Annotated in this window: 11 protein-coding genes and 1 tRNA gene; 7 read left to right on the top strand and 5 right to left on the bottom strand. The window is 69.7% G+C overall.

What is annotated here, in order from left to right; all coding sequences use genetic code 11:
- Window positions 1-4: 4 nt before the first annotated feature.
- Window positions 5-2,077, top strand: coding sequence for a response regulator transcription factor (locus ACIA8G_RS30465; protein ID WP_396422121.1), 2,073 nt, complete (start codon window positions 5-7; stop codon window positions 2,075-2,077).
- A 132-nt stretch (window positions 2,078-2,209) separates the two neighbouring features.
- Entirely contained in the window at window positions 2,210-2,872 is a 663-nt protein-coding gene (locus ACIA8G_RS30460) for a response regulator transcription factor (RefSeq protein WP_396422120.1), read from the top strand.
- Between the two features lie 17 nt (window positions 2,873-2,889).
- Here the strand turns inward: ACIA8G_RS30460 and ACIA8G_RS30455 are convergent, their stop codons facing one another.
- Together ACIA8G_RS30455 and ACIA8G_RS30450 are read right to left on the bottom strand one after the other, a co-directional pair.
- Window positions 2,890-3,492 (bottom strand): response regulator transcription factor, encoded by a 603-nt coding sequence (locus tag ACIA8G_RS30455; protein WP_396422359.1) that lies wholly within the window; start codon window positions 3,490-3,492, stop codon window positions 2,890-2,892.
- Window positions 3,493-3,846: 354 nt separating this feature from the next.
- Window positions 3,847-4,851 carry a zinc-binding dehydrogenase gene (locus tag ACIA8G_RS30450; RefSeq protein ID WP_396422119.1) on the bottom strand — a complete coding sequence of 335 codons (1,005 nt, stop codon included), beginning with the start codon at window positions 4,849-4,851 and terminating at the stop codon, window positions 3,847-3,849.
- Between the two features lie 226 nt (window positions 4,852-5,077).
- Here ACIA8G_RS30450 and ACIA8G_RS30445 point away from each other — a divergent pair, with 226 nt between their 5' ends.
- From ACIA8G_RS30445 to ACIA8G_RS30435, 3 genes are all read left to right on the top strand, one after another.
- Entirely contained in the window at window positions 5,078-5,509 is a 432-nt protein-coding gene (locus tag ACIA8G_RS30445) for a hypothetical protein (protein ID WP_396422118.1), read from the top strand.
- A 40-nt stretch (window positions 5,510-5,549) separates the two neighbouring features.
- Window positions 5,550-5,981 (top strand): hypothetical protein, encoded by a 432-nt coding sequence (locus ACIA8G_RS30440; RefSeq protein ID WP_396422117.1) that lies wholly within the window; start codon window positions 5,550-5,552, stop codon window positions 5,979-5,981.
- A 129-nt stretch (window positions 5,982-6,110) separates the two neighbouring features.
- The gene (locus ACIA8G_RS30435; RefSeq protein ID WP_396422116.1) at window positions 6,111-6,944 is read left to right on the top strand and encodes a hypothetical protein; all 834 of its coding nucleotides are present in this window, start codon (window positions 6,111-6,113) and stop codon (window positions 6,942-6,944) included.
- Between the two features lie 2 nt (window positions 6,945-6,946).
- Here the strand turns inward: ACIA8G_RS30435 and ACIA8G_RS30430 are convergent.
- Window positions 6,947-7,022 (bottom strand) — tRNA-Cys (locus ACIA8G_RS30430).
- Window positions 7,023-7,046: 24 nt separating this feature from the next.
- Here ACIA8G_RS30430 and ACIA8G_RS30425 point away from each other — a divergent pair.
- Window positions 7,047-8,432, top strand: coding sequence for a hypothetical protein (locus tag ACIA8G_RS30425; RefSeq protein WP_396422115.1), 1,386 nt, complete (start codon window positions 7,047-7,049; stop codon window positions 8,430-8,432).
- Complete coding sequence (locus tag ACIA8G_RS30420; RefSeq protein ID WP_396422114.1) at window positions 8,429-10,210, top strand: AAA family ATPase; 1,782 nt, start codon at window positions 8,429-8,431, stop codon at window positions 10,208-10,210. The genes ACIA8G_RS30425 and ACIA8G_RS30420 overlap by 4 nt, the downstream gene beginning before the upstream one ends.
- On the opposite strand, the gene ACIA8G_RS30415 is transcribed toward ACIA8G_RS30420, so the two are convergent.
- Both ACIA8G_RS30415 and ACIA8G_RS30410 read right to left on the bottom strand, forming a co-directional pair.
- The gene (locus tag ACIA8G_RS30415) at window positions 10,207-11,322 is read right to left on the bottom strand and encodes a ribonuclease inhibitor (protein ID WP_396422113.1); all 1,116 of its coding nucleotides are present in this window, start codon (window positions 11,320-11,322) and stop codon (window positions 10,207-10,209) included. The two genes, ACIA8G_RS30420 and ACIA8G_RS30415, sit on opposite strands and share 4 nt — an antisense overlap.
- Window positions 11,319-12,644, bottom strand: coding sequence for an SDR family NAD(P)-dependent oxidoreductase (locus ACIA8G_RS30410; protein ID WP_396422112.1), 1,326 nt, complete (start codon window positions 12,642-12,644; stop codon window positions 11,319-11,321). Before ACIA8G_RS30410 ends, ACIA8G_RS30415 begins: the two co-directional genes overlap by 4 nt.
- Window positions 12,645-12,647: the final 3 nt, after the last annotated feature.

Below are 12,647 nucleotides of genomic sequence, written 5' to 3'. Positions count from 1 at the left end.
CGACGTGGCCAGCACTTCCGGGCCCCAGTGGTCAGGACTCAACGTCAGGGCGCTGCGCGCGGTGGCGGCCGAGCCGTCGGCGCAGGACGAGGACGGTCCCCCGATGCTGCCCGGTTTCGAGGGGCTCGGTCCGCACGCCGGTGCCGTGCTGGCCTCGATCGCCGTGCTCGGGCCGGATGCCCAGCTGTCCCGGATCGCGCACGTCGCCGATCTGAGCCTGGACGACACCCTGGCCGCGGTCAGCCTGCTGACGAGCGCCGGGCTGGTGGCCAACACCATGCCGTTGTCGTTCCGCGAGGAGCGCACGGCCGAGCAGGTGCTGAGCGAGTTGTCGGTGCCGCTGGCGATCCCGATGCGGTTGCGCGCCGCCGAGCAGCTCCGCGGTATCCCCGGTGCCGCGGAACGCCTCGCCGGCCAGCTGATCCACATCGGGGCGATCGGGCTGGACTGGGCACCCGAGGCGTTGTCCACGGCGGCCATGCAGGCGATGGACAGCGGGAACTGGCAAAGGGCCGCGGACTACCTCCGCCACGCCCTCAACGAGCACATCCCGCCACCGCAGCGGATGAAGATCTCCCGCCAGCTGGCCATGGTGCTCGCCGAACACGACCCCCGCGCGGCCGTCACGTGCCTGCTGCACGAACTGCGTCTGCGTGACGCCCAGGTGCCTGTCGTGCAGCTGACGAGTGTGCTGCGGCGTCTCGCGACCTGGTTGCCCAACACGCCCGACATCTCGCGCCTCTTCGAGGAGGCGGCCGACCACCTCTACCGGCACAGCCCCTGCCAGGCCCTCCGGCTCCAGGTGACTCGGGCGTCCTTCAGCGTTTATCGGCCGGAGGGGCCGACGCTGCTGAAGAAGCTCGAGAGGTGGCTCGTCGCGGCGGAGCCCACCGATGACACAGTCGACCGCGCCCTCATGGCGACCCGTGCGTGTCTGGCCGCGCTGCACGAGCGTGGTGGCGGCAACGCCGTCGAACTCGCCACGTCGGTGCTCGACATCGCGAACGGACGTCAGGAGTGGGACGCCTGCTGGATGGCGTTGTCGGCACTGCTCATCGCCGGTGCGGACGAGATCGCGCTGGAGGCGTGCCGCAAGCTCGACGCCACCCTGCCCACGTCCGGCGCCGAGATCCAGCGGGCCGGCTGCGACCTGCTCCGCGGCTACCTCTTCCGCCGTCAGGGCGACCTGCGGGGCGCGATCGCGGCACTGGAGCGGGTGCTCGCCGGCTGCAAGGCGTTCGGTCTTCAGCTCAACCACGCGATCATCGCCACGGCCGCCGCCAATCTCGCCGAGGCGCTCGTGCGCACCGGCGAGGTCGAGCGGGCCCGCGACGTTCTCGCCGAACACGACCTGCTCAGCGACATCGGCCACACCGGGATCTCCATGTGCCTGCTGCGCGGCCGGTCCATGGTGTCGGCGGCGACCGGCGACATCGAGCGGGCGCTGAGCGATCAGCTCGACTGCGGACGCGTGGTCATCGCCTGGGCCGAGCTGAACAACGAGTTCATGCCGTGGCGACTCGAGGCCGTGTACCTCCTGCTGCGCCTCGGCCGGGACGACGACGCCGTCGCGCTGGCCGAAGCCGAGCGCGTGGCCGCGCAGGCGTGGGGCAGCCCGCGCGCCAAAGCGTTCGCCGCGCACGCACTCGCGTTGACCACCGACGGCCCCCACCGCGCCGAGCTGCTCGCCGACTCGGCCGCGCTGTTCCGCGAGTGCGGGGCCAAGCTCTCCGAGGCGGAGACCCGCCACTGCCTCAGCGCCACACTCCGCGACCTCGGCCGCGAGGAAGAAGCGGCCAAGGAACTGGCCCAGGCACGCGAACTCGCCCGGCAGTGCGGCGCCACGCTGCTCGCGGAGCTACCGGTGCCACGCCCGGCAGCCGACAGCCCCGCGCTCACCCCTCAGGAAAGCAGGATCGCCCGTCTGGTGACGCAGGGCCGCACCAACGCCGAGATCGCCGACGAACTCGCGGTGACGCGCCGCACGGTGGAGTTCCACCTCTCGAGCGTGTACCGCAAACTCGGCATCAATGGACGGCGGGAGCTCGCGCAGCGAATCGGCGAGCACACGATCTGATCGTCGCCCATTCGGTCGAAATCAGCTGCACCTAGGTCTGCCGACCATTCCTTCTTCATTCCCTGAGCCCCGGCGTCAGGCATCATCTGGTGCTATGAGAGTTCGCGCAGACACACCGCCACATGAGGCCGGATGTACTCCGTCCTGATTGTTGAGAATGACCCCGCTATTCGCGCGTCGTTGCACCGCACGCTGACCGCAGCCGGGTTCGCGGTGACCGCGGTGGCCACTGGGGCCGAAGCGCTGCGAGAAACCGCGGCCGATCTGGTGTTGCTCGATCTCGAGCTGCCCGACGTCGACGGCACCGCCGCGTTGCGCATGATCCGCGAGATCAGCTCGGTGCCGGTGATCGTCGTGCCCGCACGCGACGACGAGAAGGCGATCGTCCGGCTGTTCCAGGCCGGCGCTGACGACTACCTGCTGAAGCCGATCTCCAGGGCGTACCTGGTCGCGCGCGTGCGAACGTTGTTGCGGCGCACGGCAACCCGGGAAAAACGCCGCGTCACCGCCGGCGCGCTCCACATCGACCAGCCAGCGCGAGCGGCATCGCTGCACGGCGCACCGCTCAAGCTCACGCGCCGGGAGTTCGATCTCCTCGCCTACCTCGCCGAGCGGGCGAACCAGGTGGTGAGCAGGGACGACCTGATCAACGACGTCTGGGGCGCGTCGGACGGGGCGGGCAGCCAGACCCTCAACGTCCATCTGTCGTGGCTGCGGCGCAAGCTCGGTGAGACGGCGGCGAACCCGACCTATCTGCACACGGTCCGCGGTATCGGCGTGAAGCTGGTGGCGTGACTCGGAACGCGGGCAGATCAGATCATTCCTGCGCGCAGGGCGTACGCCACCGCGTGCGGCCGGTTCCGCAGGTTGAGCCGCTGGGTCAGACCGGAGACCACGCCCTTGACCGTCCGCGCCGAGTAGCAGAGCTTTCCGGCGATCTCCACGGTGTCCAGGCCGTCAGCCATCAGCCGCAGCACCTCCACCTCGCGCGTGCTCAACCCGGTCGCGTTCATCCCCTTGGGGCTCAACAGTTCCCGCTGCAGACGCTCGACGTGCTGCAACAGCTCCCCCAGCATCGCCGGCGGCAGCACCCCGCCGCCGGTCGCCGCCGCCCGCACGCTGTGCATGAGGCGATCGGGGGTGGCCATCGCCCTGGGCAGCACCGCCACCACCCGGCACTCGATCGCGGCCAGCAGTTCCGACTCCACCAGCGGGCCCACCACCAGCACCACCGGAACCTGCCCGTTGGCCGCGGCGCGCCGCAGCACAGCCAGGACGTCGGGCGTCAGCGCATCGGCCGCCACCACCCGCACGTCCACCCGTGACTGGTGCAGACCCTCGATGATCTCGACCTCGGGAAAAGTGCCCAACGCACTGCTGAGCCCGCGCGCCGTCAGCGGATCCGCCGAGAACATCCCCACCTGAAGGGTCTCCACGACACTTTCACCCCGTCCCGATGCACAACCTCTATCGACGGGAACCATGGTCATCTGCGGGGACCCGCGAGACATCGGCCACGTGACGACACCTGCCGCCCTCACCGCTGACCTGCACCGACCGCGGCTCCACAGGGTGGTCGCGCGGCGCTACCTGCGGAGGCCACTGCGGCTCACCAACAATTCGCCTCGCCGCGACGGCGGGACTGGCCGCCCTGATCGTGTTGACGACGTCGCTCTTCTTTCGCACGAGCCGGGAGTTGATCGGCACGGCGGCCCTGGCCCAGGTCGACGCGGGTCGGCCCCAACGGTCGACCCGCGTCGCAACGGCGCTCAGTGCACGACGAGCGGCTTCTCCGGCAGCAACGGCAAGGACTCCGGCAGGGAGTCGAACGTGATCCGGTCGCTGAACACCGGCGTGGGATCCACCTTGCCGTCCGCCACGAGCTGCAGCACCGCGGGCAGGTGCGGGGTGATGTCCGGGCGCCCGGTAGTCAGCGTCACGGAGTTCATGTACATCGCGTTGGTCGGCAGCGACACATCCGCGAAGTAGATCCCCGCGCTGTGGCAGTGACCGCCAGGCTCGGTCGCCGTCAGCGCGGCCCTCAGCCCGGCAGGATCAGCGGCGGCGTCGAAGGTGAGCGGGAACTCCGCACGATCGAGCTCGGCGACAGACGACGCGGAATCGGCGCCGTACGCGGCAGCGATCCCGCGCCGTCGCTCGTTCGCGTCGACGTAGACGACCCGCTCGCTCCCCATGGCGCGAGCGAAAGCGCAGGCGTACAAGCCGATGCTTGTACCCCCGAGGATCAGCAGCGGTGCCCCCGGCGAGCACGACTGTCCCAAGAGGACACTGCGGTAGGCGTCGGTGAGGTTGTCCGACGCCGACGCCACGGCCTCCGGGCTGACACCCTCCGGCACCCGGACCAGGTTGGCGCTCGCCCACGGCACCCGCACCAGCTCCGAGAACAGCCCGCCCCACTGTCCGCCCGTCGGCAGCCCGAACATGGCATTCCGCGCGACGGCCTGACACCTGGTGGGCGCGCCGGCCACACACGTCTTGCAGGTGCCACAAGAGATGTGCCAGGGCACCACAACGATGTCACCGACCGCGAGCCCCGGCGTCTCCGAGCCCAGCGCGACGACCTCCGCCACGCACTCGTGCCCGATCGCGATGGTCCCGCGGATCGGCGTGCGCCCGGCGATGATCGCCCGATCCAGGTCACACGTGGTGGCCGTGACCGGACGCACCACCGCGTCGGACGGCTCGACCAGCTCGACGTCCGGAGTGTCCCGCCACTGCAGCTGACCCGGACCGATGTATTCCAGAACGCGCACTCAAGTCCCTTTCACCGCGAGTGGTTCAACGCACCCAAACTACCCGGGACGAGACGTCCGAAGGTCCCCAAATCGATGCCACAAAGGACCTGGACAGGCTCCGGAGGGTTTTCCCTCACGAGCAGCTGGCGAGGGAATGCTCTCGCATTCACTCGACTTCCCGCAACGGGCCATACGGTTTTGTTCGAAGCGAAGAAACCCGCAAGGTCGTTCAGGAGGTCGAGAAATGTTCAGGATCGCACAAAAAGCGAAGCGGGCCATCGTTGCCACCGGAGCACTCGGAATGGTCACCGCAGGAGTTCTGCTGCCCACCGGCACCGCCTCGGCCCAGCAGAGCTGGGACTTCCGGCTCAGCAGCTTCTCCGGCGTCATCTCCACCGTTTGCGTGAAGACGGACGTGACGACCCAGTGCACCGGCCGGGTCCCCTCGGGAACGTCGCGGGTTTACAAGGTGCCGTTCAACGACCCCAACAGCTTCCAGTGCATCGGCAGGTTCGACGACTGGGGCAGCCAGAAGACCGTTTACGGCCGCACGATGAGCCGACACGAGTTCAAGGAGTGCCTCAACTTCATCGGCAATGACGACCACTACGCCTACGTGATCGCAAAGCGTCCGAACGGAACCGAGGACGTGCGCGGCCGAATGCTTCTCTCCTAAAAGCTCAAGCCGCATCTGTTCAGGAGGTCAAGAAATGATCATGATCGCACAAAAGGCCAAGCGAGCCCTCGTTGCCGTCGGCGCTCTCGGAATGGTCACCGCAGGAGTTCTACTGCCCACCGGCACCGCCTCAGCCCAGCAGAGCTGGGACTTCCGGCTCAGCAACTTCGCCGGACGCATCACCACCGTCTGCGTGCAGACGGACGTGACGACCCAGTGCACCGGCCGGATCTCCTCAGGTACGTCCCGGGTCTACAAGGTGCCGTTCAACGACCCCAACTCGTTCCAGTGCATCGGCAGGTTCGACAACCTGGCCGGGACTCCGAAGACCGCCTACGGCCACAAGATGAGCCGGCACGAGTTCAAGGAGTGCCTCACCTTCCGCGACCCCGCCAGGAACCTCGGCCTGTTGATCGCAAAGCGTCCTGACATGAGCGAAACGCAGGTCGGCTACGTCGAACACATCCACTAGGTGACCCAAGTGGCCCGCGGTGCACCGATGTGCCCCGCGGGCCAGGTCATGAGCCGGCCCTGAATCCACACCGTGGAAGGCTGCGGAAATCCAGCGCGGTCGCGCCGTGCCCTCTGCGATACTCCTGCCGTGAACAGGGGGAACGACTTACCGGGGGTGCACTTCCTGCTCTCGCTGATCGACCCGCAGGACGCGGCCGCGGTGCGGCGGCGGCTGGGGATCGGCCGGCCGGAGCAGTACCCCGCCGACCGAGCGGCGCGGGAGCTCGCGCGGCTCGACGCGCCTCGGTCGGCACTGCTGTGGATGCTCGAGCGGGACGACCCGGCGACGAACCAGCTGGTGTTCCACCACGTCGGCGTTGCCGACGCGGTCAAGCGCGACATCCTGCGCGGCGTGCCGTTCGGAGCCGCGGCCGGATCGCTGCCGGTGCCCACTCGTTGCAGCGTGCGGTTCTGTTCGCACGAGGAACCGAAGATCCAGATCAGCGAGCGCGGCGTCATCGGCGGGCTGCGCGAGGCGCGGACGATGGGGTCCGCGCGGATGGCGGTGGAGGCCGTCAGCAGGCGCGACTGGTCCGATGTCGCCGAGGCGGATCGGGCGGAGCCGTTGCCCGGCTACGTGCGGTGGGCGCTGACCGTGCGGATCGACTGTCCGCCGGAGGTGCGGGCGCAGTTCGGTTCGCATCCCAAGTTCACCCATCGGCTGCGGACGGCGGGCATCGTCGAGCTGCGGGAGTACGTCGAGCGAGGTCGGCGGCCGCAGAACGTGCTGGGGCTGTTCCAGTTCGGTGCCCCGCTGTTCCCGCATCGCGTCGCCGAGGCAGCCGCGCTGCTGACTCCGTTGGTGCGCACCGAAATCGGCGCGAACCCGGATGCGTGGGCGGTGCTGGCGCAGCTGCTGCCGACTTTCTCCGGCACGGTGCCGGAGCTGGTGAGCACCAGCGGCGCCATCGCCTCTGCATGAGGTGACGGGCGGCTGGATTCGAACCAGCGTGCTCCACCATTGCACGGTGGCGCGTCTGCCGCTGCGCTACGACCCGTCGGCACGGATCTTACTGGTGGGAAAATGGGTTACCAGAAGCGGTTGCCGGTCATCGACCTGACCGACCGGCGCGCGTTGGCGCAGTGGCGTCCTGCCGCGCCCTCGGTCATCGCCGAGGCGGAGCGGCTCAAGGAGGCCGCGCTGCTCGACTTCGGACTCAGCGAGTCCGTGGTCGGCTCGTGGCTGTTCTCCAAGTGCCGGCACCAGATCGCCACTACGGCGATCGACACCGCGGCGGTCGTCGCGTCCGGCGATGGCACGTGCCTGCTGCTGTTCAACCCGGACTTCTTCGTCGGCGTCGGATTGGACGGCGTCAAGTTCGTGCTGTTCCACGAGGCACGGCACCTGGTGCACCGGCACCTGTTCGTCGACGAGGAACTGCGGGACGATCCCGTGTTCACGACCGCGGCCGAGGTGGTGATCAACCACGTCGCGATGGCGCGGCTGGGGCGGGGGCTTCCGGTGCTGGCGGGGAAACCGGTCGGCATCGACCCGGCGGGGATCCATGCGGCGTACCGGGAGGATCTCACCTCGCAGGGGTTGGCTCCGTTGGTGTACAACGACTTCGTCGACACCGACATGACCGTCTACACCGAGCTCAAGCGGATGAAGAACCCGCCGGTGCCCGCACCGCTGTGCGTTCACGTGACGCATCGGCTCCCGCTCGATCAGGAGGCGGTCGACGCGGTCGCGTCGTCGACGTTGCTGAACTCACTGCTGGCGGCACGCCGCGGCAACGGCAACGCCGAGTCGGAGCTGCTCGACCTGATGGGGCGTACCGAGGACGTGGCGAGCCGGATCTGGGGAAACCTCGGCGCAGGTGCGCTGCGGGGCACGACGGCGCGGACCGGCAAGGTCGACTGGTGGCAGCGGTGGCTGGTCGACGTGCTCGGGTCGAAGCTGCGCGAGGGCGAGCGGCTGGTGTACCCGAAGAAGCGCGGCGCCGTGCTGGCCGCGCTCGGCCACGACCCGTTGCTGTCGCGGCGAGGGCCGGTGCGGGACAAGGTGCTGGTCATCGCCTACGACACGTCCGGGTCGATGTCGGCGAGCGTGGTGGAGTGGATGACCCACCTGGTCGGCGGGATCGACGGCGTGCAGGCGCACTGGCTGGCGTTCGACGGCGTGGTGATGCCGTTCCGGCCCGGCGAGCCCGTGCTCGGCGGTGGCGGGACCAGCTTCCAGGCCGTCGTCGACTACGTCGAAGGAAGGTCCACAGTGGAGGGTCTGCACTTCGAGGAACGCCCGGACGCCGTCGTCATGCTCACCGACGGCCTCGCCCCGCACGTGACGCCGGCCGAGCCGGACAAGTGGATCTGGCTGATCACCGAGGGCGGCGACGACTGGCCCGACGCGCACACACCACCCATGGCCTGCCACCGAGTGCGGCCCATCACCGGAAGAAGCCGATGACCAAGCCGATGACCAAGACCACCACGAGGTCGAACCTGGCCGCGTTCATCGACGCGATGATCGACATCGGCCAGACCGGGCAGATCTTCGGCTCGCACGGCATCGGCAAGACCGCGACCTTCTTCTCCCACATCGCCGAGGCGCATCCGGACACCGAGCTGGTGTTCGTGCCGGCGGCCAACCTCACGCCGGACGACCTGCTGATCAACGCACCCGTGCGGGAGGACGGCGAGCTCGTGCTGCGGCAGCTGGTGATGAGCCAGCTGCGGCCGGGCAAGAAGTTCGTGCTCTTGATCGACGACTCGTTGCAGGCGGGCGAGACGATCCAGTCGCAGCTCATGCAGATCGCGTGCAACTGGACGCTGGGCGAGTTCGACCTGCGCGAGCTCGGGTGCGTCGGCGTGTTCCTGACCGACAACGAGTCGCTCGCCGAGACCTCGGCGCGCCGCAGCGATCTCGCGATCCTCGACCGCATGGTCACCGTGCGGATGACCGCGAACGACACCGCGTGGCGCACCAAACTCGCGGCGCGGTACCGCGAGTGGGACCTGCGCGAGTTCTTCGGCGTGTGGAACTCGCTCGGCCCGCAGCTGCGGGAGTCGTTGTCGCCCCGCACGATGGAGCACGTCCTGGCCAACGCCCGCGAGGGTTTCCCGTTGCGCTGGGCACTTCCGCTGGTCAACGGCGAGCGGCTGCGGCTGGAGGAGACGCGCGGCAAGAAGGACGTGGACCGCACCACCGAGATCCTCGACCGGCTGGCCACCGCGCTCGGCGTGCGCAATCCCGCCACCGTCCCGGATCCGGTGCGCCAGGTCCTGAAAGCCGCGCTGCGCAACCGCTGGAGCGTGCTGCTGCAGGGACCGCCCGGTTGCGGCAAGACCGAGCTGGTGCGCGAGACGATCCGGGCTGAGCTCGGTCGCGACCCGCTGTACTTCTCGTTGCCGGTGACCAACGTCGAGGACCTCTGCGCGCCGTTGCCGACATCGGACGGCACGCTGGAGAACCTGATGGCGCGGCCGTTCACCGGCCGGGAGCCGAAGGCCATCATGTGGGACGAGTACAACCGCCCCAAGGACAAGGCCGCGTTCGCCCGGCTGATGGAGATCACCCAGGAGTGGTCGCTCGCCGGCCAGCCGATCGAGAACCTGCGGGCTCAGGTCGCGATCCAGAACCCGCCCTACCACCTCGGCCGCAAGCTCCTGGTGGCACGCAACAACATCGCGCAGGCGACCCGCTTCACCGCGTCGCTCGTGGTCGAGCCGGCCGACATCCCGGCGAACGAGTGGCTGATCCGCAAGTACGGCGGCGTGGCGGAGACCGTGCTGGAGTGGTGGAAGCACGACATCGACGACGAGGGCAGGGAGTGGATCACCAAGCGCACCATCGAACGGCTCGTGAAGCTGCACGAGCGCGGCCTGTCGCTGGAGCTGGCCACGATCTACCTCGGCGACGGCGAGTACGCGCCCGTGCCGTTGACCGCGTTGATCGACAGGCTGGCCAACCGGCAGGTGACCGGGCTCGGTGAGCTGTCCAGGCAGGTGAGCCTGTGGGAGGAGCGGCTGCGGGCCGAGTCTGGGTCGGCCGAGGGCGGCAACGACGGCGACGTTGTGCACCAGGTGCTGGCGAACGCGGAATTGTCCCAGTTGCGCAGGCACCGCAAGGTGGTCACGCGGCTCGTCGCGTTGCTGCCGCCCAAACTGCGGGCCACCTATCTTGTCGGCGTGACCGAGGAACGGCAGCGGTTCTGGGTCGAGGTGTTCGCGAAGATGCCGCGCTAACGCACCTCTGGAGGCGGCTGGCGGTGCACGCTCTGGATCGCTGTCACGTCGGCGTGCACCGGCGGCTGTGCGGGGATCGCGGCGCTCAGTGCGTCGAGCCGCCGCCTGATGCTGCCGGCGACTCCCTTGCCCAGCACGAAACGGGTGGGGGTGGCCGCTCGCTGTGCGCCGTCCAGCAGCCGGTGGGCGGCCCTGCTGCCCAGCCCGGTGTTGCTCAGCACGAGGTGCCGCAACCGATGTGGCCGTTCCGCGAGCACCTGGGCGATGGCCGTCGCGGATGCCTCGTCCAGCCGGTTCTCCTCGGCGCCGAGGACCCCGGCCGCCTTCACCCGCCCGAGATCGCACACCTCGGCACCGGCGCGAGCGGCCGCGGTCACCAGCCTGGCCGCCGCCTGCGGGCCGATTCCGTTGCTGGCCACCGAGATCCGGCGCAGCCTGCCGGTGACGAGCGCGTCGGCGATGGTGTTCGCGCCCTCGTCGCCCAGCTGGGCCGCGGACACGTACAGCTCGCTCACCGCGTCGGCGGCCAGCAGCGCGGCCAGGTGGGTCGCGCCCGCCGGGCCGAGCGGGTTGCCGCCGAGGTAAAGCCGTTCGATGCGCCGGCCCGCGGTGGTCGCCGTGAGGACGGCGGACACCACCGCCTCCACCCCGGTGGCGTCGAGGCCGGTCTGGACGAGGTCGAGCGTGCGCAACGACCGTGCCGACTCGATGAGTCCGGCCGCCGCCTCGCCGTCACCGACCGGGTTGCGCTTGAGCCAGATGCCGGTCACCTTGCTCGCCTGCGGTGACATCCGCAGGTTGTCCGCGATGCGGCAGACGCCGCCCGCGGTGATTCCGTTGCAGCCCAGGTAGAGCGTCTCGACCTCGCGCTCGACCGCCTCCCCCGCGACCTCGGCCGCGCCGTCGCCGAGACCGTCTGTGCCGAGGAGCAGGTGCTTGACCACGCCGGGGCGCAACGCCTGCGCCACCTGTGCCGCGCCGTCCGGCCCGAGCGCCTGCTTGCACAGGTCGAGCCTGCCGTCGGGAAGTGCGGTGCCGGTCGGGAAGTCCAGCCGTTCCCCCGCGGTCGTGCCCGTGCGCAGCCAGGCCAGCAACGGTTCGAGCCCGCTCACCACGCCGCCTCCCGGTAGTCCTTGAGGAACACCCCGGCGATCGGCGCGCCCGCTTCGCCCCGCACGATCGGGTCGTACACCCGTGCCGCACCGTCCACGACGTCCAGCGGCGTGCGGAAGCCGGCCCCGGCGATCCGCGCCTTCTTCGGTGCCGGGTTCTCGTCGGTGATCCAGCCGGTGTCGACCGAGCACATGTAGACGCCCTGCTCGGCGAGCTCGGGCCCGCTGGTGCGGGTCAGCATGTTGAGCGCCGCCTTGGCCATGTTCGTGTGCGGATGGCCGGAGGTCTTGTTCCGCACGGCGAACCGGCCCTCGACGGCGGTCACGTTCACCACGTAGCGGCGCGGGTGCGGTGAGGCCAGCAACAACGGCAGCAGCCGGTCGCACAGCAAGGTCGGCGCGAGCGCGTTGACCAGCTGCGTCTCCAACACCTCCGCCGCGTCGAGCTCACCGACGCGCGCCGACCACGAGTTGACCGGCGCGGTGTCCGGCAGCAGCCCGGCCTCGTCGATCTCGGCGAGCGCCAGTGCGCCGTGACTCTGCCCGAGCGCGAGCATGGGGCTGAAACCCGGTGCCAGCAACGCGTTCGACCGACCGGTCTCGCCGGCGATCAGCGCCGCGTAGGACTCGGGCGGGCGGCGCACGGTCTGGGCCGCGTTGTTGACGAGGATGTCCAACGGCCGGCCGTCCTCGCGCAGCGACTCGGTGAGGCCGAGCACCTGACGTGGATCACGCAGGTCGATGCCGACGATCGTCAGCCGGTCCAGCCACTCCGCACTGCCGGGCGCCTCCTCGAAGCGGCGCTGGGCGTCGCACGGGAAACGGGTCGTGACGAGCAACTCGGCCCCATCCCGCAACAGCATCAGCGCCAGCTGGAAACCGATCTTCACCCGCCCACCGGTGAGCAACGCGCGGCGCCCCGCCAGGTCGGTGCTCGCGCCGCGGCGTTCGGTGTTCTCCCGCGCGCACGATGGGCAGAGCCGGTGGTAGAACGCGTCGGCGAGGTCGTAGGACTCCTTGCACACGTAGCAACACCGTGCCCGGGACAACGGGCGGGCGGCCGCTTCCTGGACAGGCGGCAGCGGAGCGTCCTCGCGGCGATCCAACGCGCCTGTCGCGGTCGCAGCGTCGACGGCGGCGTCGGCCCGGGCCTGTTCGGCGGTGCGCACCGTCTTGCGGCTGCGCCTGCCCTCACGGGCGAACGACTCGGCGACCCGCTCGGCCTTGAGCCGCACCGGGTCGTCGGCCGGAAGCGCGCGCAACCGCGCGACGGTCTCGTGGAACGTCGCGAGCTCGGCTTCGGTGATCGTGCTGTCGTTCATCGC

The organism is Lentzea sp. NPDC051213, assembly GCF_044455585.1.
In the GTDB taxonomy this organism is placed as follows: Bacteria; Actinomycetota; Actinomycetes; order Mycobacteriales; family Pseudonocardiaceae; genus Lentzea.
The sequence above is the reverse complement of the archived record's forward strand: the minus strand, read 5'-3'. Positions and strand labels throughout refer to the sequence as shown.

Excerpts from the sequence above, each read along its gene's own strand:
- ACIA8G_RS30460 (WP_396422120.1), top strand. The coding sequence starts at position 2,210 with ATGTACTCCGTCCTGATTGTTGAGAATGACCCCGCTATTCGCGCGTCG.
- ACIA8G_RS30455 (WP_396422359.1), bottom strand. The coding sequence starts at position 3,492 with ATGTTCTCGGCGGATCCGCTGACGGCGCGCGGGCTCAGCAGTGCGTTG.
- ACIA8G_RS30445 (WP_396422118.1), top strand. The coding sequence starts at position 5,078 with ATGTTCAGGATCGCACAAAAAGCGAAGCGGGCCATCGTTGCCACCGGA.
- ACIA8G_RS30440 (WP_396422117.1), top strand. The coding sequence starts at position 5,550 with ATGATCGCACAAAAGGCCAAGCGAGCCCTCGTTGCCGTCGGCGCTCTC.
- ACIA8G_RS30425 (WP_396422115.1), top strand. The coding sequence starts at position 7,047 with ATGGGTTACCAGAAGCGGTTGCCGGTCATCGACCTGACCGACCGGCGC.
- ACIA8G_RS30420 (WP_396422114.1), top strand. The coding sequence starts at position 8,429 with ATGACCAAGCCGATGACCAAGACCACCACGAGGTCGAACCTGGCCGCG.
- ACIA8G_RS30410 (WP_396422112.1), bottom strand. The coding sequence starts at position 12,644 with ATGAACGACAGCACGATCACCGAAGCCGAGCTCGCGACGTTCCACGAG.